Annotated in this window: 19 protein-coding genes; 14 read left to right on the top strand and 5 right to left on the bottom strand. The window is 63.6% G+C overall.

Annotated elements, in window-relative coordinates:
- Positions 1–116 precede the first annotated feature (116 nt).
- From ACMDCM_RS11605 to phoB, 10 genes are all read left to right on the top strand, one after another.
- Positions 117–1,508, top strand: a complete 1,392-nt coding sequence (locus tag ACMDCM_RS11605) for an OmpA family protein (RefSeq protein ID WP_412773700.1) — start codon at positions 117–119, stop codon at positions 1,506–1,508.
- Between the two features lie 4 nt (positions 1,509–1,512).
- Entirely contained in the window at positions 1,513–1,839 is a 327-nt protein-coding gene (locus ACMDCM_RS11600; protein WP_412773699.1) for a hypothetical protein, read from the top strand.
- Between the two features lie 116 nt (positions 1,840–1,955).
- Positions 1,956–3,011, top strand: coding sequence for a putative bifunctional lysylphosphatidylglycerol flippase/synthetase (locus ACMDCM_RS11595; protein WP_412773698.1), 1,056 nt, complete (start codon positions 1,956–1,958; stop codon positions 3,009–3,011).
- 37 nt (positions 3,012–3,048) lie between these two features.
- Positions 3,049–4,338 (top strand): ATP-binding protein, encoded by a 1,290-nt coding sequence (locus ACMDCM_RS11590; RefSeq protein WP_412773697.1) that lies wholly within the window; start codon positions 3,049–3,051, stop codon positions 4,336–4,338.
- Positions 4,339–4,468: 130 nt separating this feature from the next.
- Complete coding sequence (pstS, locus tag ACMDCM_RS11585) at positions 4,469–5,494, top strand: phosphate ABC transporter substrate-binding protein PstS (RefSeq protein WP_412773696.1); 1,026 nt, start codon at positions 4,469–4,471, stop codon at positions 5,492–5,494.
- Between the two features lie 99 nt (positions 5,495–5,593).
- The gene (gene pstC, locus ACMDCM_RS11580; RefSeq protein WP_412774734.1) at positions 5,594–6,583 is read left to right on the top strand and encodes a phosphate ABC transporter permease subunit PstC; all 990 of its coding nucleotides are present in this window, start codon (positions 5,594–5,596) and stop codon (positions 6,581–6,583) included.
- An 80-nt stretch (positions 6,584–6,663) separates the two neighbouring features.
- On the top strand, positions 6,664–7,509 hold the full coding sequence (pstA, locus tag ACMDCM_RS11575; RefSeq protein WP_412773695.1) for a phosphate ABC transporter permease PstA: 846 nt from the start codon (positions 6,664–6,666) through the stop codon (positions 7,507–7,509).
- Positions 7,506–8,327, top strand: coding sequence for a phosphate ABC transporter ATP-binding protein PstB (gene pstB, locus ACMDCM_RS11570; protein ID WP_412773694.1), 822 nt, complete (start codon positions 7,506–7,508; stop codon positions 8,325–8,327). Before pstA ends, pstB begins: the two co-directional genes overlap by 4 nt.
- A 31-nt stretch (positions 8,328–8,358) precedes the next feature.
- Positions 8,359–9,072 (top strand): phosphate signaling complex protein PhoU, encoded by a 714-nt coding sequence (gene phoU / locus ACMDCM_RS11565; protein WP_412773693.1) that lies wholly within the window; start codon positions 8,359–8,361, stop codon positions 9,070–9,072.
- 21 nt (positions 9,073–9,093) lie between these two features.
- Positions 9,094–9,798: a phosphate regulon transcriptional regulator PhoB gene (phoB, locus tag ACMDCM_RS11560; RefSeq protein WP_412773692.1), complete on the top strand. Its 705-nt coding sequence runs from the start codon at positions 9,094–9,096 to the stop codon at positions 9,796–9,798.
- Between the two features lie 94 nt (positions 9,799–9,892).
- On the opposite strand, the gene ACMDCM_RS11555 is transcribed toward phoB, so the two are convergent.
- The gene (locus ACMDCM_RS11555) at positions 9,893–10,399 is read right to left on the bottom strand and encodes a GcrA family cell cycle regulator (RefSeq protein WP_412773691.1); all 507 of its coding nucleotides are present in this window, start codon (positions 10,397–10,399) and stop codon (positions 9,893–9,895) included.
- A 467-nt stretch (positions 10,400–10,866) separates the two neighbouring features.
- Here ACMDCM_RS11555 and ACMDCM_RS11550 point away from each other — a divergent pair, with 467 nt between their 5' ends.
- Both ACMDCM_RS11550 and argF read left to right on the top strand, forming a co-directional pair.
- Positions 10,867–12,075 carry an aspartate aminotransferase family protein gene (locus ACMDCM_RS11550; RefSeq protein WP_412773690.1) on the top strand — a complete coding sequence of 403 codons (1,209 nt, stop codon included), beginning with the start codon at positions 10,867–10,869 and terminating at the stop codon, positions 12,073–12,075.
- Positions 12,072–12,995, top strand: coding sequence for an ornithine carbamoyltransferase (argF, locus tag ACMDCM_RS11545; RefSeq protein WP_412773689.1), 924 nt, complete (start codon positions 12,072–12,074; stop codon positions 12,993–12,995). The genes ACMDCM_RS11550 and argF overlap by 4 nt, the downstream gene beginning before the upstream one ends.
- Positions 12,996–13,233: 238 nt before the next feature.
- Here argF and typA read toward each other — a convergent pair whose 3' ends face one another.
- Both typA and ACMDCM_RS11535 read right to left on the bottom strand, forming a co-directional pair.
- A complete protein-coding gene (gene typA / locus ACMDCM_RS11540) occupies positions 13,234–15,060 on the bottom strand; it encodes a translational GTPase TypA (protein ID WP_412773688.1) in 1,827 nt (608 codons plus the stop codon).
- 285 nt (positions 15,061–15,345) lie between these two features.
- Positions 15,346–16,122, bottom strand: a complete 777-nt coding sequence (locus tag ACMDCM_RS11535) for a Crp/Fnr family transcriptional regulator (RefSeq protein ID WP_412773687.1) — start codon at positions 16,120–16,122, stop codon at positions 15,346–15,348.
- Between the two features lie 213 nt (positions 16,123–16,335).
- Between ACMDCM_RS11535 and ACMDCM_RS11530 the strand changes: the two genes are divergently transcribed.
- Together ACMDCM_RS11530 and ACMDCM_RS11525 are read left to right on the top strand one after the other, a co-directional pair.
- Entirely contained in the window at positions 16,336–16,710 is a 375-nt protein-coding gene (locus tag ACMDCM_RS11530; RefSeq protein ID WP_412773686.1) for a response regulator, read from the top strand.
- Between the two features lie 206 nt (positions 16,711–16,916).
- Positions 16,917–18,104, top strand: coding sequence for an NnrS family protein (locus tag ACMDCM_RS11525; RefSeq protein WP_412773685.1), 1,188 nt, complete (start codon positions 16,917–16,919; stop codon positions 18,102–18,104).
- A 310-nt stretch (positions 18,105–18,414) separates the two neighbouring features.
- On the opposite strand, the gene ACMDCM_RS11520 is transcribed toward ACMDCM_RS11525, so the two are convergent.
- Entirely contained in the window at positions 18,415–18,669 is a 255-nt protein-coding gene (locus ACMDCM_RS11520) for a PepSY domain-containing protein (RefSeq protein ID WP_412773684.1), read from the bottom strand.
- A gap of 185 nt (positions 18,670–18,854) precedes the next feature.
- Complete coding sequence (locus tag ACMDCM_RS11515) at positions 18,855–19,826, bottom strand: sensor histidine kinase (RefSeq protein ID WP_412773683.1); 972 nt, start codon at positions 19,824–19,826, stop codon at positions 18,855–18,857.
- Positions 19,827–20,032 lie beyond the last annotated feature (206 nt).

Raw genomic sequence — 20,032 nt, 5'->3', positions numbered from 1 at the left:
CGCGGCGCCGGCCGAATCGGCATCTGGTTTGGACCGTTCGCGCGCTTCAGATGGTCCGGCCAGCACGATCCGGAACGCCGGCGAGCCGCCCGGTTTTGCGCGACACGGGATATCGAATGCGCGGATTTTTCAAATGGAGCAGCAAGTGGTGGCCCGGCGTCATCCCTCTCGCCGTTCTTTGGGCGATAGCCGCCTGGACCACGACGGGTCCGCTGGAAGCCGATCTGACCGCGCGCGCCGCCGCTTCGCTGAAAAACAGCGTTCTCGACAAGACCACGATCAGCGCCGCCGGCCGCGATATCACGTTCTCTGCCGAGGCGTTTTCGGAGCAGGAGCGCAGCAATGCGGTGGCCTCGGTCGAGGCGGTCCCGGGCGTGAGGCTGGTCAACGATCGCACCGCGCTGGTCGCCGAGGCCAAGCCGTTCGTCTGGACCATCGAACGCGAGGTCGGAAGGGTGACGCTCAGCGGCAGCGCGCCGTTGCCGGTGGTCAGGAACAAGCTGCTGGACGCCGCGCGTGCGACGTTTTCAGGCATCGACCTCGCCGACCACATGAATCTGTCGCGCGGCGCGCCGCCGCGATTTGAGGCCGCGGCGATATTGCTGATCGGCGAGATCGGCAAACTCAAGACCGGCAAAGCCACGATTTCCGATCTAACGGTAAACCTGTCGGGCATGGCGCGCGAACTGGGCGGCCGCGAGGCGATTGCGGCAGCGCTCAAGAATCTGCCGGACGGATATTCCGTTTCCAACGACATCCAGGCCCCCCCGTATATCTTCGAGGCCAACAAGGATCCGGTTGCCGCGACGCTGACCTTGACCGGCTATGTGCCCGACAATGCCGTGCATGCGGCGATCGCCGCATCAGCCGGCCGCAAGTTCGGCGAGAAGGTCGTCGACAAGCTCAAGGCAAGTCTCGGTGCGCCGGCAGGGTTCGACGCCGTCGTCACGCGCGCGCTCGGATCCCTGTCGCGGTTGTCGACCGGAAGACTTGTCGTCTCTGATCGGGACGTCAATCTTTCCGGCGATGCCCTCTATGATGCAGCGGGAAGGCAAATCCGCGCTGACCTGCCCAAGGATCTGCCGCGAGGCTGGCAAGCGAAGCTGGAAGTATCGGTCAAGCCGGCGGCGGCGCCGGTCGATCCCGCGGTCTGTCAGCAATTGTTCGCCGATCTGCTGGGCAGGCGCACCATCCAGTTTGAAGCCGGCCAGGCCACCCTGGATCCGGATTCCATCGGCCTGCTGGACCGGCTGACGGAAACTGCGCTGCGCTGTCCGACCGCCACGATCGAGATCGCCGGACATACCGATAGCGACGGCGACGCTTCCTTTAACCAGACGTTGTCCGAGCGACGCGCGCAGGCGGTCGTGGACTATCTCGTGAAAGCCGGAATGCCCGCGGATCGATTCAAGCCGGTGGGTTACGGCAGTGCTCAGCCAATCGCCTCCAACGACACCGACGAGGGCAAGGCGAAGAATCGCCGCATTGACTTCATTGTGAGGCAGTAAGGATATGGTTTATCTGGCGATGTTTCATTGGGGTTGGCTCGCTGGATCGTGGCTGCTGGGTTTCGCCATGGGCTGGATCGCGGTGGTCCACCGTGGCCGGGGCGTCAAGAAGCGGGTCGCGCAGGGGCTGTCTCTCTTGGTCGCGGCCTTGATTGTGGCGGCGCTGACGCATCTGGTTCCCGGCCGGTTCGGTTACTGGCTCGATCTTGGATTGGTGATGTTCGGCGTCTATCTTGTCGGTTGCGCGGTCGGCTCGTGGCTGCGCGACCGGGTGGTCGCGCGCCAGTTGGCCTCCGGCGGGTCGGCGGAACACACTGATGTGTTGGAATAAAAGGCTTTTTTAACCCCGGCGGAATTCCACTAGGAACCCAAACACGCTACGACATTGTCCACGCGAATGAATGCGGAACGGCAAAGTTTTGCCGGGACCGTAGTTCGAGGCTCTCGATGCTAGGATCAATACGCAGGGCAATCTCGGTTCTGCGCCAGAAACAAGTCCTGCACAAACTCGGTGTTGCGATCAGCGTCACGATCATTGCGGTCGCATTCTATGTGCTCTTCCATATCCTCAGGGACATCGATGTCGACGACGTGCTGGAAGCCGTCCGGCAGACCGAGCCGCGCTTGATCGCGCTATCGGGCCTGTTTGTCGCCGCCGGCTATTTTACCCTGACGTTCTACGATCTGTTCGCGGTCCGGGCGATCGGCGTCACTTACATTCCCTACCGCATCGCGGCGTTTGCGGCCTTTACCAGCTATTCGGTCGGCCATAACGTCGGCGCCAGCGTCTTCACGGGCGGCGCGGTCCGCTATCGCGTCTATTCCGCCTGGGGACTGAATGCGATCGACGTCGCGAAGGTCTGCTTTCTGGCCGGTCTCACCTTCTGGCTCGGCAACGCGGCCGTACTCGGGCTCGGCATCGCCTATCATCCGGGAGCCGCGACAAGCATCGATCAGCTTCCGGCCTGGTGCAACCGACTGATCGCAACCGCGATCATCGCCGGTCTGATCGGATACGTGATCTGGGTTGGGATCCGGCCGCGTCGCGTCGGCAGCGGATCGTGGACCGTGGTTCTGCCGGACGGCCCGATGACGCTTCTGCAAATCCTCATCGGCATCGTCGATCTGGGGTTCTGCGCGCTGGCCATGTATGTGCTGGTTCCCGACCAGCCGAACGTCGGCTTTGTCGTTGTCGCCGTGATTTTCGTGTCGGCGACCCTGCTCGGATTCGCGAGCCATTCGCCCGGGGGACTCGGCGTGTTCGACGCCGCCATGCTGGTCGGCCTCTGGCAAATGGACAAGAAGGACCTGCTGGCAGGCATGCTGTTGTTCCGGCTGCTCTACTATGTCGTGCCCTTCGTTATTTCGATCATCCTGCTGACGTTTCGGGAAGTCGTCATGAGCAAGCGCATGAAGCGCGCGCATGATGCGCGGCCCGCGGCAAGCGTCGAGCCTGCGGGTAAGGTATCCTGTGTGGGGGAGCAGGGCGACTCCGGCGCCTGACAGCATTCACGCGGCCGCGGAAGGAGCCGCTTTCAGGATGCCCATGTTTGCTGCGAAGCCCGCCTCCTGGCCGGATCGGCTGCGCCGCTCGGCGCTCATTCTGCTGGTTGCGGGGTTGGTGTTGGTTGCGCTTGCCGTGTTCGGCGGACTGCAATCCTCCCGCGCCATCGCCGCCTTCGTCTGCATCGCCGCCGCGGCGCTGGTGCCCTGGCAGGTTCACGATCCGGCCGCATCGCGCGAAACTGAACTCGGCGCCAATCCGGTGGAGACCGCGGCGGCGTATGCCATCATTGCCGGCATGCCCGATCCCAACGTTCTGCTCGATCGGGCCGGCCGCGTCATCCATCTCAATGCCGCGGCGGCGCAACTCGTGCCGGCATTGCGCAAGAACGAGCTTGCGCAATTCGCGCTGCGCTCGCCCGAGATCGTCACGGCGTTGCGCGAGGCGATCGCGACTCGGGAAACGCGGCGGGCGACCTATCTCAATCATGTCCCGGTCGATCGCTGGATGGAATTGATCATCACGCCGGTTCCGGTGCCGACCGCGTTCGGCGGCATCGATCATTGCATGCTGTTGACGTTCCACGATCAGACGCCGTTGCGCCGGGTCGAGGAAATGCGCGCCGACTTCGTCGCCAATGCAAGCCACGAGTTGCGCACGCCGCTGGCGGCGTTGTCAGGCTTCATCGATACGCTGCAGGGCCCGGCGCGTGACGACCCCGGCGCCCGCGACCGCTTTCTCGGCATCATGCACGCTCAGGCCACGCGCATGGCGCGGCTGATCGACGATTTGCTGTCGCTGTCGCGGGTCGAGCTGTCGGCGCATGTGCGGCCGGACACGCTTGTCGATCTCATTCCGATCGTGCGTCAGGTCGTCGACGGACTCGAGCCGCTGGCCGTGGAGCGTCAGGTCGACATCGAGGTTTCATTGCCGAACACGCCGGTGATGATCGCCGGCGATCGCGAGGAGTTGCTGCGACTGTTCGAGAATCTGATCGAGAACGCGCTGAAGTACGGCGCGTCGGGCAGCAGGATCGTGGTGTCGTCGATGATGGATGCGGCGCCCGACGGCGTCCCGGAATTCCGGGTGGTGGTGCGGGACTTCGGTCCCGGCATCGCGCCCGAACATTTGCCGCGCCTCACCGAACGTTTCTATCGCATTGACGTCGGCGACAGCCGCGCTCAGGGCGGCACCGGGCTGGGCCTGTCGCTGGTGAAACACATCCTGAACCGCCATCACGGCCGCCTGCTGATCGAAAGCGTGCCCGGCCAAGGCGCATCCTTCACGGCGGGTTTTCCACCGGCGCAGGCGATCTCCCCCGCCTGAAGGTCAATGGTTGCAACGGCTTGCCGCTGTCATCCCGCTGTCGTCAAACCTTCGTAAAAGCAGCATCGACCGCACTTAGACGGACGCCATGAGCGCATTCGCGCTCCGCTCGATACGAGGGAGACCACACATGAATTTCTTCAAGGCCATCGCCGCCGCCGGCCTCGTTGCCGCCTCGGCGTCCGCCTTTTCGCTTCCGGCGAGGGCGGCTGACATCACCGGCGCGGGCGCGACCTTTCCGTTTCCGGTCTATTCGAAATGGGCCGATGCCTACAAGAAGGAGACTGGCAACGGCCTGAACTACCAGTCGATCGGGTCGGGCGCCGGCATCAAGCAGATCCTCGCCAGGACCGTGACCTTCGGCGCGACCGATGCGCCGCTGACGGCCGACAAGCTTGACAAGGATGGCCTCTTGCAGTGGCCCATGGTGATGGGCGCTATCGTCCCCGTCGTGAATGTCGAAGGCGTAAGGCCCGGTGAACTGGTCCTTTCGGGCGAACTGCTCGGCGACATCTATCTCGGCAAGGTCACCAAATGGGATGATCCGGCGATCGCAAAGCTCAACCCGAAGCTCAAGCTGCCCTCGGCTGCGATCGCCGTCGTGCATCGCTCGGACGGGTCGGGCACCTCGTTCAACTTCACCAACTACCTGTCCAAGGTGAACGCCGAGTGGAAGGCGAAAGTCGGCGAGGGTACCGCGGTCGAGTGGCCGGCGGGCGTCGGCGCCAAGGGCAACGAAGGCGTCTCCGGCAATGTCGGCCAGACCCGGAACTCGATCGGCTACGTCGAGTATGCCTACGCCAGGCAGAACAAGCTGGTCTACGCCGCGCTCATCAACAAGGCCGGCAAGACGGTGCAGCCGACCGTCGCCGCTTTCCAGGCCGCGGCCGGCAACGCCGACTGGGCTCATGCGCCCGGCTACTACGTGATCCTGACCGATCAGCCGGGTGAGGCTTCCTGGCCGATCACCGCGGCGACGTTCATCCTGATGCAGAAGGAACCGGTCGACAGAGCGGCCTCCACCGAGGCCATCAAGTTCTTCAAGTGGTCGTTCGAGAAGGGCGGCAAGATGGCCGAGGAACTGGACTACATCCCGATGCCGGAGTCGGTCGTCAAGCAGATCGAAAAGACCTGGACCTCCGAGATCAGGAGCTGATCGCGGCCATGGAGGAGCGCGCCATCGCGCTCCTCCATTCTTCAGGAGCCCTTGCGAGAAAGTATGCGTAGCGGGAAACAGGGGACAAGCGTGGCGGAAATGGCCGTTCATGGCGGCGCGATGGAGCAGGCGGGCTCTCATGACCGCAGCCGCGCGCTGAACGCCTTCAGGCTCGGTGACAAGGCGTTCTACTGGACCACGCGGATCTGCGCGATCCTGGTCCTGCTGCTGCTCGGCGGCATCATCGTTTCGCTGATCGTCGGGTCATGGCCCGCCATTGTGAAGTTCGGAAGCGCCTTCCTGACGACGCAGCGCTGGGCGCCGTCCGCCGAGCCGCCGGTGCTGGGCGCACTGAGCCCGCTCTACGGCACGATCCTGACCTCGGTCATCGCCATGACGATCGCGATCCCCGTCGGCATCGGCATTGCGGTTTTTCTCACCGAATTGTGCCCGTTATGGGCGCGCAGGCCGATCGGCATGGCGATCGAACTGCTCGCCGGCATTCCCTCGATCATCTACGGCATGTGGGGATTCTTCATCCTCGGCCCATTTCTCGCCAATACGGTGCAGCCCTTCTTCATCGACCTGTTCGCGGGCGTGCCGGTCCTCGGCGCGATCTTCGGTGGTCCGCCGTCCTATTTGAGCCTGTTCAATGCCTCGCTGATCCTCGCGATCATGGTGCTGCCTTTCATCACCGCGATCTCGCGCGACGTGTTCGCAACTGTACCGCCGGTCCTGAAGGAGGCGGCCTATGGGGTCGGCTGCACCACTTGGGAAGTCGTGCGCCACGTCGTGCTGCCCTGCACGCGTGTCGGGGCCATCGGCGGTGTCATGCTGGCGCTTGGTCGCGCGCTCGGCGAGACGATGGCGGTGACATTCATCATCGGCAACTCGTTCCGCCTCTCGCCGTCGATCTTCGCGCCGGGCACCACGATCTCCGCGGCGATCGCCAGCGAGTTCGCCGAGAGCGACGGCCTGCATCAGTCGAGCCTGATGCTGCTCGGTCTCTTGTTGTTCGTGCTGACGTTCTTCGTGCTCGCGGCTGCGCGCTTGATGCTGCTGCGGCTGGAGCAGAAGGCGGGGAAATAGATGATCCGAAAAAGCGGAAAGCGGATTTTCCGGACAAACGAATTTGCTTGTTCAGAGATCACGCCTGTTCGGGTGAAATCATGAATCCGATTTATGCGTCCCGCCGCCGTCGGGACATCGTCGTCCGCGCCTTGTGTTTTGCCGCCGCCGCTTTCGGCGTCACCTGGCTCGCGCTCATCCTGTTCACGCTGTTCTACAATGGCCTGGCCGGCGTGAGCTGGCAGCTTTTCACTCAGAACACGCCGCCGCCCGGTGCTTCCGAAGGCGGGCTCCTGAACGCCATCGTCGGCTCCGTCATCATGACCGTGATCGGGGTCGGCGTCGGCGCGCCGATCGGCCTGTTCGCGGGCACTTATCTTGCCGAATACGGCAGGCACGACCGCCTTTCGCCGGTGATCCGCTTCATCAACGACATCCTTCTCAGCGCGCCTTCGATCATCATCGGACTGTTCATCTATGGCGCGGTCGTGGTGCCGATGCGAGGCTTCTCGGCGCTCGCGGGCTCGCTCGCGCTCGCGGTGATCGTCATTCCGGTCGTGGTTCGCACCACTGAGGATATGCTGATGCTGGTGCCGAATTCGCTGCGCGAGGCGGCCTCCGCGCTCGGTCTGCCGCGCTCGCTCGTCATCAGGCGCATCGCCTATCGCGCGGCGCGGGCGGGACTGATCACCGGCGTGCTGCTCGCCACCGCGCGCGTGGCCGGCGAGACCGCGCCGCTGCTGTTCACCGCGCTGAGCAACCAGTTCTTCAGCGTGGACCTGACGAACACGATCGCGAACCTTCCCGTCACCATCAACAACTTCGTGCAGAGTCCCTACGCCTACTGGAAGCAGTTGGCGTGGAACGGCGCGCTGCTGATCACGCTGGCTGTTCTGGCGCTGAATATCGGCGCGAGGTTGATCGGCTCTGAGAGGACCGTAAAATGACCGACGTTTCCGCCGCCATCTCCGCGCGCCCGGCCGTTCCGCCGTCGTTGATCGATTCCGATCGCCCAGCCAGGATCGTCACGCGTAATCTCAATTTCTATTACGGCCAGCACCATGCGCTGAAGAACATCAACCTGTCGATCGCAGCCAACCGCGTGACTGCCTTCATCGGTCCCTCGGGTTGCGGCAAATCGACCCTGCTTCGCATCTTCAATCGCATGTACGACCTCTACCCCCGCCAGCGCGTCGAAGGTGAGGTACTGCTCGACAATGCCGACGTTCTCGACCCCGGGCTCGATCTCAATCTTCTGCGCGCGCGGGTCGGCATGGTGTTCCAGAAGCCGACGCCGTTCCCGATGACGATTTATGAAAACATCGCGTTCGGCATCCGCCTGTACGAGAGACTGCCGAAATCGGAGATGGATGGCCGGGTGGAAAGGGCGCTGCGCAACAGCGCGTTGTGGAATGAAGTCAAGGACAAGCTCAACGCCAGCGGGCTCAGCCTCTCCGGCGGCCAGCAGCAGCGGTTGTGCATCGCGCGGACAGTTGCGGTGCGACCGGAGGTGATTCTGTTCGACGAGCCGTGCTCGGCGCTCGATCCGATCTCCACCGCCAAGGTCGAGGAACTGATCGACGAACTCAAGGATCACTACACCATCGCGATCGTCACCCATAACATGCAGCAGGCGGCACGGGTCTCGGACACCACCGCGTTCATGTATCTCGGCGAGATGGTCGAGTTCGGACCGACCAACAAGCTCTTCACCTCGCCCGCCGACCGCCGCACCCAGGATTACATCACAGGCCGCTTCGGCTGACGTTGCGCGCGCATGCGCGGGGAGAATTGAAATGGCTTTCGAACACACCGCCAGGGCTTTCGATGACGATCTGCAGGAGCTGACGCGGCTGGTTTCCGAGATGGGCGGTTTGGCCGAGCGGCAGATCGTCGAGTCTGTGGATGCGCTGATCCGCCGCGACGCCGCGCTCGGCGCGCGCGTCGTCGACACCGACGCCGAGATCGATCAATTGCAGCGCATGATCGAGGAGCGCGCCGTGCGCACCATTGCGCGGCGGCAACCGATGGCGGTGGACCTGCGCGCGATCGTCGGCGCCATGCGGGTCGCCATCGATCTGGAGCGGATCGGCGATCTTGCCAAGAACATGGGCAAGCGCGTGGTCGCGCTCGACAGCGATTTCCATCCCCTGAAGCTGATCCGCGGTCTGGAGCACATGACCGACCTCGTGCAGTCCCAGGTCAAATCGGTGCTCGACGCCTATGCGGCGCACGACCTGCCGTCGGCGATGGCGGTCTGGAAGGGGGACGAGGAGGTGGATGCCATCTGCACCTCTTTGTTCCGCGAACTCCTGACCTACATGATGGAAGACCCGCGCAATATCGGGTTCTGCATTCACCTGATGTTCTGCGCCAAGAACATCGAGCGGATCGGCGACCACGCCACCAATATCGCGGAGACCGTGTTCTACATGATCGAGGGCCAGCAGATGCTCGACAAGCGCCCCAAGGGCGATATGACGGGATTTGCGTCGGTTCCTGGAAACTGAACGACAGCAGGCGGGACACCAATGGCTGCACGCATTCTGGTTGTCGAGGACGAGGAGGCGCTGACGACGCTCTTGCGCTACAACCTCGAGGCCGAAGGCTACGAGGTCGACGCGGTGGCGCGCGGCGACGAAGCCGATACGTGGCTGAAGGAGCGCATCCCCGATCTCGTGGTGCTGGACTGGATGCTGCCGGGGTTGTCCGGCATCGAACTGTGCCGCCGCTTGCGGGCGCGCCCCGAGACCAGGCAGCTACCGATCATCATGCTCACCGCTCGCGGCGAGGAGAGCGAGCGGGTACGAGGGCTTGCAACCGGCGCCGACGACTACGTCGTCAAGCCGTTCTCGGTGCCGGAGTTTCTGGCGCGGCTCAAAAGCCTGCTGAGGCGTGCAAGTCCGGAGCGGGTTGCAACGATCCTGAGCTTCGGCGACATCGAACTCGACCGCGACAAGCACCGCGTCCGGCGTTCCGGCCGTCAGGTCGATCTCGGTCCGACAGAGTATCGCCTGCTGGAATTTTTCCTGGAGCATCCCGGCCGGGTGTTCAGCCGCGAGCAACTGCTCGACAGCGTCTGGGGCCGCGACATCTACATCGACGAGCGCACCGTGGACGTTCACATCGGCCGGCTGCGCAAGCTGCTCAATCCCGATGGCGAGCCGGATCCGATCCGCACGGTGCGCGGTGCTGGCTACGCGCTGGACGAGCAGTTCGCGAAGGCGGCTGAATAGGGCACCCGCTGTCGCTTTTGCGAACGTGGGGGGCACACGCTTTGAAGTTGCAAGGTGTCCCTGCGTTCGCAAGGGCGTCACGTGCAAACCGCGTTTATCGGGCTTTCGTCGAGGGGCGGCGGCGATCTGCGGCGGGCTGATAGGCGATGCGCGAGTGGTGCGCGCAGTAGGGCAAGCCGGAGAGTGCCTTGCCGCCGCAGAAGAAGAACTCCGGACTGGAGGGATCCCCGACCGGCCAGTGGCAGGTGGCTTCGCTGAGTTCGAGCAGCGACAGCCGCTGGCTCATCGGCACCACATTGTCATAAGCAATCGGATCCACCTCGAGTTCGACCTCGAAGGCGTGCGCGAGCGCGGTATTGCCGCGGGAGACCGGGCGCGACACCCGCATCATGTGCTGGGCCGGGCGGGCCTTGCGCGGCCGTGGAACCGTTGACGACGGGCTTTTGGCGCGGCCCGACAGGCCGAGCCGGTGCACCTTGCCGATCACCGCATTGCGCGTCACGTTGCCGAGTTCGGCGGCGATCTGGCTTGCCGAGAGACCCGCCTCCCAAAGCTTTTTCAGTTGCTCGACGCGGTCGTCGGTCCAGGTTATCACCGTCATCGCACGTTTTCCCTTGTGTCACGCGTGCCTGCGCTAAGGCCGCACCTGAAAGCGTCCCCCGAAAACCCGTGTGGGCAGAATCCCTTAGCCCTCGCCGGGCGGAAAAATCGCCAGGACGCTTACGCCGAGAACAGAGACCTTCGAGGATCAAAAACGCCGCACGAGATGTCGTATCCGACAGCCACAACGCTACAATATGGCGTGACTCGCGCGCAAGAGTCCGGCCTTACGGCGTCCACATGTTCTGCAGTAAAATCGGAAAAATCGGCGCTTTCTGCGACTTTCGTGCATCACTGGCGTGCATCACTGGCGTGCAACGGAAATATTGACAGTGACCGCTGCGCACCTAGAATAACCCTCACGTGCCGCCCGGAAAGGCGGCACGTTTCGTTTCCGGGGCCGACAGTTGACCGATCGCCACAGCGCGATCGGATCAATCCGCTCCCATCATCAACCGGCAAACCGTCATGACCACCGCGGCGTCTCATCTGTTGCCCGTTTTCGCAAGGGCCGATCTCTCATTCGAGAGCGGCGAAGGCGCATGGCTGGTCGGTTCCGACGGCGGCCGCTATCTCGACTTTACCAGTGGCGTTGCCGTGAACGCGCTCGGCCACTGCCATCCGCATCTGGTCGCCGCGCTTCAGGCGCAGGCGGCAAAGCTCTGGCACGTCTCGAACCTGTTCAAGTCGCCGGACGGCGAGCGGCTGGCGGCGCGGCTGTGCGAGCAGAGCTTCGCCGATTTCGTCTTCTTCGCCAATTCCGGCGCCGAGGCGGTGGAGTGCGCCATCAAGGTGGTGCGTCGCCATCATGCCTCCAGGGGTCATGCGGAACGCTATCGCATGGTCACTTTCGAAGGCGCCTTCCACGGCCGCACGCTGGCGACGCTGGCCGCCACCGGCTCGGCGAAATATCTCGAAGGGTACGGTCCGCCGGTGGACGGCTTCGACCAGGTGCCGCTCGACGATATCGAGGCCGTGAAGAAGGCGATCGGTCCCGCGACCGCCGGCATCCTGATCGAGCCGCTGCAGGGCGAAGGCGGCGTGCGCGAGCCGTCCCATGCGTTCTTCCGGGGCTTGCGTCAGCTTTGCGACGAGCACGGCCTGCTGCTCGTGTTCGACGAAGTGCAGACCGGCATGGGCCGCACCGGTGAGCTGTTCGCTTACAAGCGGATCGGCGTCACGCCGGACGTGATGTCGCTGGCGAAGGCGCTCGGAGGCGGCTTTCCGATCGGCGCCTGTCTGGCGACAGCGGAAGCCGCGTCCGGCATGACGCCGGGCTCGCACGGCTCGACCTTCGGCGGCAATCCGCTCGCGGTCGCAGCCGCCAACGCCGTGCTCGACGTGATGCTGGAGCCGGGCTTCTTCGAGCGGACGCGAAAGATGTCGCTGCTCTTGAAACAGAAGCTGGCCTCGGTCGTCGATCGCCATCCTGATGTGCTGAGCGAGGTGCGCGGCGAGGGACTGCTGATCGGCCTCAAGGCGGTGGTGCCGTCGGGCGATCTGGTCGGCGCGCTGCGCGAGGAGAAACTGCTGACGGTCGGTGCCGGCGATAACGTCGTGCGTCTGCTGCCGCCGCTGATCGTTAGCGAGGCGGAGATCGAGGAATCCGTGCGGCGGCTGGAGCGGGCTTGCGCCCGGCTTTCCGGCGCGCGTGCAAACAAGGAGGCGGCGCAATGAGCAAGGCGCCGCGGCATTTTCTCGACCTGTTCGACGTGCCGGCGACGGAACTGCGCGCGATCCTCGACGCCAGCGTGGCGATGAAGAAGCGACGCAAGGAAGGCAGGACTGCCGACAAGCCGCTCGATGGCAAGACGCTGGCGATGATCTTCGACAAGCCCTCGACGCGCACCCGGGTGTCGTTCGACGTCGGCATGCGCCAGCTCGGCGGCGAGGCGATCATGCTGACCGGGGCCGAGATGCAGCTCGGGCGCGGCGAGACCATCGCCGATACCGCGAAGGTGCTGTCGCGTTTCGTCGACATCATCATGATCCGCATCCTCAGCCACGACGCGCTGACGGAACTGGCGGCGCACGCGACCGTGCCCGTCATCAACGGACTGACGCGGCGCTCGCATCCCTGTCAGGTGATGGCTGATGTGATGACGTTCGAGGAACATCGCGGGCCGATCAAGGGCCGCACCGTGGCATGGACCGGCGACGACAACAACGTGCTGGCGTCGTGGGCGCATGCGGCGGAGCGCTTCGGCTTCAACCTCAACATCGCGACCCCGCCGGAGCTTGCGCCGAACAAGCCGCTGAAGGACTGGATCAGGTCGAGCGGGGCGTCGATCAGGCTCGGCACCGATCCCGAAGCGGCGGTGCGCGGCGCGGATTGCATCGTCACCGATACCTGGGTGTCGATGGGCGACAAGGACGGCGAGCACCGTCACAACCTGCTTCGGCCCTATCAAGTGAATTCAAAGCTGATGCGGCTGGCCAGGCCGGATGCGCTGTTCATGCACTGCCTGCCGGCGCATCGTGGCGACGAGGTCACTGATGAGGTGATCGACGGGCCGCAATCGGTGGTGTTCGACGAGGCGGAAAACCGCATGCACGCCCAGAAGGGCATTCTGGCCTGGTGTCTCGCGAGGGGATAATCGCGCTTCGGCTTCTGCCGGCGTTTCTTCAGGTGTCGTTGCGAGCCCACGGGCCGGCGCAAAGCGCTGCCCGGTGATAAACTCCGCGAGAGCTGCAGGCCGCTCGTGAAGCGATGATTGCCCGCACGCTAAAGTCTTTCCGCTTCTGATGGAAACAGAAGCGGAGCTCTATGATTTTGTTTTGACGCGTTTTCTTCACGCGAACCGGTACCCACTTCGCTCGAAAACGCTATAATGCTTACGCCACCAGGTCCCGGGTCTTCTCGGCGCGCTTGCGCTCGTTGGGATCGAGGTGCTTCTTGCGCAGGCGGATCGACTTCGGCGTCACCTCCACCAGTTCGTCGTCCTCGATATAGGCCAGCGCCTTTTCCAGCGTCATCCTGATCGGCGGCGTCAGCCGCACTGCCTCGTCCTTCGACGTGGTGCGGATGTTGGTGAGCTGCTTGCCCTTGAGCACGTTGATTTCGAGGTCGTTGTCGCGGGTGTGCTCGCCGACGATCATGCCGCGATAGACCTTCCAGCCCGGCTCGATCATCATCGGTCCGCGATCTTCGAGCTTGAACATCGCATAGGCCACCGCTTCGCCCTGATCGTTGGAGATCAGCACGCCGTTGCGGCGGCCCTGGATGTCGCCCTTGTAAGGGGCGTAGCCGTGGAACAACCGGTTCATGATGGCGGTGCCGCGGGTGTCGGTGAGCAGTTCGCCCTGATAGCCGATCAGGCCGCGGGTCGGCGCGTAGAACACCAGCCGCAGCCGGTTGCCGCCGGACGGCTTCATCTCCGTCATCTCCGCCTTGCGCTCGCTCATCTTCTGCACGACGATACCGGAATGCTCCTCGTCGACGTCGATCACGACTTCCTCGACCGGCTCCAGCCATTCGCCGCTCGCCTCGTCCTTGCGCAGCACGACGCGCGGGCGTGAGACCGAGAGTTCGAAGCCCTCGCGGCGCATGGTCTCGATCAGGATGGCGAGCTGCAATTCGCCGCGGCCGGAGACTTCCATCGAGTCCTTGTCGGCGGCCTCGCTCACGCGCAGCGCGACATTGCCCTCCGCCTCGCGCAGCAGCCGGTCGCGGATCATGCGGCTCGTTACCTTGGTCCCCTCGGTGCCGGCGAGCGGCGAATTGTTGACCATGAAGGTCATGGAGACGGTCGGCGGATCGATCGGCTGCGCCGGCATCGGCGTCTCGACGACCGGATCGCAGAAGGTGTCGGCGACGGTTCCCTTGGTCATTCCCGCGATGGCGACGATGTCGCCGGCTTCCGCCTCCTCGAGCGGCGTGCGCTCCAGGCCGCGGAACGCGAGAATTTTCGAGATGCGTCCCTGTTCGATCAGCTTGCCGTCGCGCGCCAGCACCTTGATGCTCTGGTTCGGCTTGATCGCGCCCGAGGTAATGCGGCCGGTGATGATGCGGCCGAGATAGGGGTTGGCCTCGATGATCGTTCCGATCATGCGGAACGGTCCGTCCTCCACCTGCGGCGGCGGGACGTGCCGCACGATCAGGTCGAACAGCGGCTGCATGCCGGCGTCCTGCGGTCCCTCCGGGCCGTCCGCCATCCAGCCCTGCTTGGCCGAGCCGTAGAGGATCGGGAAGTCGAGCTGTTCGTCGCTGGCGTCGAGCGCGGCGAACAGGTCGAACACCTCGTTGACCACCTCGGTCGGACGCGCGTCCGGGCGGTCCACCTTGTTGATGACGACGATCGGCTTCAGGCCGACTTTCAGCGCCTTCGACACCACGAACTTGGTTTGCGGGAGGGGACCTTCGGCGGCGTCAACCAGCACCAGCGCGCCGTCCACCATGTTGAGGATGCGTTCCACCTCTCCGCCGAAATCGGCGTGGCCCGGCGTATCGACGATATTGATCCGGGTGTCCTTCCATTGCACCGAGGCCGCCTTCGCCAGGATGGTGATGCCGCGCTCGCGTTCCAGATCGTTGGAATCCATTGCGCGCTCGACCACGCGCTGATTGTCGCGGTAGGTGCCCGACTGTTGCAGCAGGCGATCAACGAGAGTGGTTTTGCCGTGGTCGACATGGGCGATGATGGCGACGTTGCGAAGATTCATGGGTCAAGGCTTCTTCTTGGTCGGGGAAAACCGCTCGTCGCCCAGTTTGGCGGCGGCGGTCTGGTCCTGTGGGGAAAAGTCAAGGAAACGGGCGCGGCGTGATCGATTCACGCGGCAAAAGCGGTCAGGGGTTCGTCGCTTCCGGCCAGGTCATTGGCGCCACTTCTTGTCTGAAATGCCGGACTTAGAGGTGCGAACAGCCGCATTGCGGCTCCGGCGCTTTCGCTGCGACGCTATATAGCCGGAAATCGTCAAAAAACAATGCGTTGTTTGTCGTAAGAAAACTCATTTTGCCGGTGACAGGGGCTCCTGCGCAGTTCGGGCGTCTTCGGTCGGGTAGAACCCACGCAAAACCTCCTCGAAATGGCTCTTGACCGCGTCGTTGCAGAGACAGGAGCGGGCGATCAAAGCATCCCGGTTCCGCACCAGGATGGCGCCGCGCCGCGTCTCCAGAATGCCCTCGGCCTTGAAGGTCTGGATGACGCGGCTGGCGTAACTTCGGCCGACGCCCAGCATGGTCGAGAGTTGCTCGTGGGTGAGCGGCACGAGGTCGCTGTCGGTCCGCTCCCTCGCCGCGAGAATCCACTTGGCCGTGCGCTGTTCGATCGAGTGGATGGCGTTGCAGGCGGTGGACTGAAAAACCTGGGCCAGCATGCAGTCTGCATAGCGCGCGAACAGATTGCTCAGCGAGCGGGATTGAGCCTTCGCGGCTTCCAGACACGTGATGCGCAATCGCACGAACGGCCCGCCGACCTTGATCGTGATCCGCGTATAGGCCGGCAGAAATCCGTGGCTGACGATACCGCCGACGGCGCCCTCTCGCCCGACCAGAATGGTTTCGACATCGCGGCCGTCCTCGTTGGGAACGAGATAGGATGTGAGACTTGCTGCGCAGGGGAAGTAGACAATTTCAACGTTGTCCCCGGGATTGTAGAGCAGGTCGTCGCTCGCTCCGGTCACGGTGACGAGAAACGGTTCGATGAGTTTGTAATCGACGTCGCTGAGCCTGCGCAGGAGATTGTTGAAGGGGCGGTCGGTGTGCGGCGCCTGCTGAGTGGCCATGATGTTCTTCCTGCGACCCGAATATAGGGAAAGTTGCCGGGATGTTATGTTCAAAAGTGAACAGACAAGCGCCCGTGCGATGTGGTCGGTTCCGGCCGGGAACTAAGCGAGGGAATGCGTCTCGGTTAAGGTTCCAGCGGAATTTCAGCCATCACCGGATGAGACTTCATGAAGCCCGTCGTTCCCGATAATTCGGCAGCGATGCCAGCCGACATGCCAGCCGACGTGCCCGGCGACATTTTGATCGTTGAGGACGATGCCATCATCGCGCTCGACTTCGAGCAGATGGTTGTGGAGTTCGGCGTAACAGGAGTCCGGATTGCCTCAAGCGTCGCTCAGGCGCTGGAGATGATCGACGAACGCGCTCCCGACTTCGCGCTTCTCGACATCGGGCTCTCCAAGGAAAAAAGCTTTGCTGTCGCGGGGCGGTTGGCCGCGCTGCAAATCCCGTTTGCTTTTGTGACCGGCTATAGCGGCGACAGGGCCTTTCCGCCGGAATATTCAGATCGACCCAGACTCTCGAAACCGTTAGCACGCGACGAATTGTCCGCGATTCTGTTGGGCTGGCAAAGCAGCACCGCGAGATGATCCGGATTCAGGCTTGTTGCTCGCCGTTCGGTGACGTTGCGGGCCTGCGGCCTGTTCGATACGGTCTATGCCACCATCGGGGTCGCCACCCGATCAACCTGTCGGTTGCGTCAGCGCAATCTCATGTTTGACCATCGAGGATACCGTTTCCCGCGGCCGAAACTTGCGCGCTGACAACTGCGGGCGGAACGATGAGAGGATGTCGCATGGCCATGTCGGATGTGGAGAGCGCAAGAGCCAGGCCATTGGCGATCTGGACGATCGGCTTCAGACCGTTTTTCCTGATGGCGGGCATCTGGTCGGCGACAGCACTCGCCGGATGGATCGTCATGCTCACGATGGGGATCGCGCCGCCCAGCCGCTTCGATCCGCTGACGTGGCATATTCACGAAATGCTGTTCGGCTTCGTCATGGCGGCCATCGCCGGCTTTCTGTTGACTGCGATCCCGAACTGGACCGGCCGGGCGCCGGTCAGCGGTTGGCCGCTCGCTGCGCTGGCGGCGTTGTGGCTCGCGGGCCGGGTCGCATGTCTCGTGTCGGCGTCGATCCCGTTCTGGCTCGCGGCGGCAATCGATCTCGCTTTTCCGTTCGTGCTTTGCGCGGTCTGCGCCCGCGAAATCGTCGCCGGGCGCAATTGGCGCAACATGCCCATGCCGCTCCCGGTCGCCTTTCTTGGGATCGCCGATCTTCTGATGTATCTGGAGCTTGCAGGTTTCTCCGTGCCCGCGGGCCTCGGATGGCGCCTCGGGTTGACGGCGATCATCGTCCTGATCTCGGTGGTCGGCGGGCGGATCATCCCGGCCTTCACGCGCAACTGGCTCGTCAAGCAAGGCGCGGACGCCCTTCCACCCGCGCATGACCGGGTCGATAGCATCGCGCTTGGTGCGCTCCATGCCGGGATGATCGGCTGGGCCTTTTTTCCGGCATTTCCGCCTGTCGGCGGGCTTCTGGTTGTCGCCGCGGTACTTAATCTCTGGCGGCTTTGGCGCTGGCGCGGCATTGCCACCACAGCCGAACCGCTGTTGAGCGTTCTTCATGTCGGGTATCTCTGGGTCGTCGTCGGCGCAGCCTTGTTGGGCGTGTCGAGGCTGACAGTTCACGTGCCGGAAGCCGCTGCGATCCACGCGCTGACCGCCGGCGCCATCGGCACCATGACGCTCGGCGTCATGACGCGCGTTTCGCTCGGCCACACCGGCCGTCCGCTCGCGGCGGATCGAACCACGGCCCTTATCTATCTCCTTGTGATCCTTGCCGCCATGGCGCGCGTTGCGGCGGCGGCCAGTGGTTCGCCTCCGATGTTGATTGAGGCCTCGGCGGCGCTATGGATCGGCGGCTTCGGCCTGTTTGCTCTCAGATACGGGCCGATGTTGCTGGCGCCCCGTCGTAACGGGTGAAACGTTCAGCATGGAGATGAACGGGCGGCGGACGTCCGGCCGCACCGCCGTCATGTCTGAACGAGCATGATCTTTTCCCGAAAGCCGGTTGCCGCCCCGGATCCAGTCGGGGGCAGGCTTTTTCGGGATCACGCTTTATAGCGTCTTCGAGCGAAGCATGTCCTCGGGCTTGACCCGAGGACGGATGCCGGTTCGCGTGAAGAAAACGCGTCGCAACAAAAGCTAGCTAGAGCGGCTTCGATTCCATCAAGCCGGAATAGCTCTAAAGCTGGACCGGACGATCGCTCACAGCCTTGACATAGTGGTGTTTTTACCGATCGACGTTCAATACTTCGCCGGTGATGGCGTCGACGTCGACCTCCATGTATCGGCCGGACAGGTCGCGCCCCTCGATTTGCCACTCGTTACCGGCGAACTCGGTGTCAGAGACGGTTACAAGCCCGATGTCGGTCGCGACGCCGAGCGCCTCCTGCATCGAGAGAAGGTCACCGGAATCGTAGGCCATTGCGGGGACGGCGGTACCGAGCGAGACGGCGGCCACCAGAGGCAGAAGATAGTTTCGCATGGGATCCTCCTCGTCGCGATACGATCCGTTGCGCCGTCGCGCGGACGCAACACCGATAGAACCGGCAGCGGTCCGTTGCGTTCCCGAACGCGGCAAGTTTGCGGGCCTGGCGGTTGCGGCGTTTTCCGGGCCGTATCTTGGCGAGCCAAGGATGAAGGCCTCCGCAGTCCCGCTTTGCGATAACGTTATTGGCCGTTGGCTGACTCGATCCGGCATTGCATCATGCAATGCAATCCAGTGCTGAGGAGCGCGATCTCCGATTTCCCATCGAACGGGCGGAGGCCGGCATTGAGAAGATGCGTTCCAAACCCCGGCTTGCCCGGCACCGTGATGATCGGGCCGCCAGATTCGTCCCAGACGATCGATAACGTGTCGTTGGTCACGGTCCATGACACATGGAGGACGCCGCGGGGCGTGGAGAACGCTCCGTACTTGGCGGCGTTGGTCGCGAGTTCATGAAACACCAGCGCGAGACTGACCGCGAGCTTCGCCGGCAGGAACAGGGGCTTGCCGTCCAGTGTGAAGCGGACGTGGCCGTAGGGGGAAAGCTCCAGGCGCAGGAGGTCGATGATATCGCAGCCGCGACCGTCCGTGCGCGCAATCAGGTCGTCGGTCGCCGACAGTGCGCGGATGCGGCTGTCGATCTTGCTCCAGGCGACCGGATAATCGTGGAGCGCCTGCCTGACCACCGCGTGGATGGTGGCGAGTTTGTTCTTGAGTCGATGCTGCAGTTCTTCCACCACGAGTTCGCGGTAGCGCTGTTCCTTGCCGAGGCGGCGTGTGAGCTCGTGGTGGTGCGCCACCAGTGAACGGTAGCGCCGTACACCCAGAATGACGAGCGCCGCGACGACGGAATAGATCGCGACGAGTATCGCCGCGGCCAGTCCCTGTGGCGCCCCGCCAAAATCCAGCATGAGGCCGAGAGCCGCGCCGCCTATCGCGGCGGCGATCCCGGCGCGTTCTCCGCCGAATGCGGCGGCCGCAAAGACAGCGGGAAGATAGGGGCCGTAGGGCACATCGGGACGCAAAAACGAGATTCCGAACCGGAGCGCGGTTGCAAGGATCAGGCAGGCCGCCGCAAGGCTGAAACCCAGGATCGCCGAAGGCACGGAGACGCCCTGCAATCCGCGCCGGAATTCATCGATCCACTTCGCCATCGGGTTCCTGATTGCATGCACTCCCGCGGTAAAAAGCTATGATACCGCGATGCGCTCGGGCAATCACCTGTCCGGTGGCCAGGACAATTCGCCGGTGCGGACGTTGTGGAATACAAGTCAGTTAACACAAAGCCCGGCTCGGACGCATACATTATTATTTCTCCCCCGTGGGATTGACCGTGCGCGGCCATCGCTTGCGTTTAACG

Origin of the sequence: Nitrobacter sp., from assembly GCF_047149785.1 — a bacterium.
Taxonomy (GTDB): domain Bacteria; phylum Pseudomonadota; class Alphaproteobacteria; order Rhizobiales; family Xanthobacteraceae; genus Nitrobacter.
Note: the sequence above shows the minus strand (reverse complement) of the source record. Positions and strands in the feature narration are given on the sequence as shown.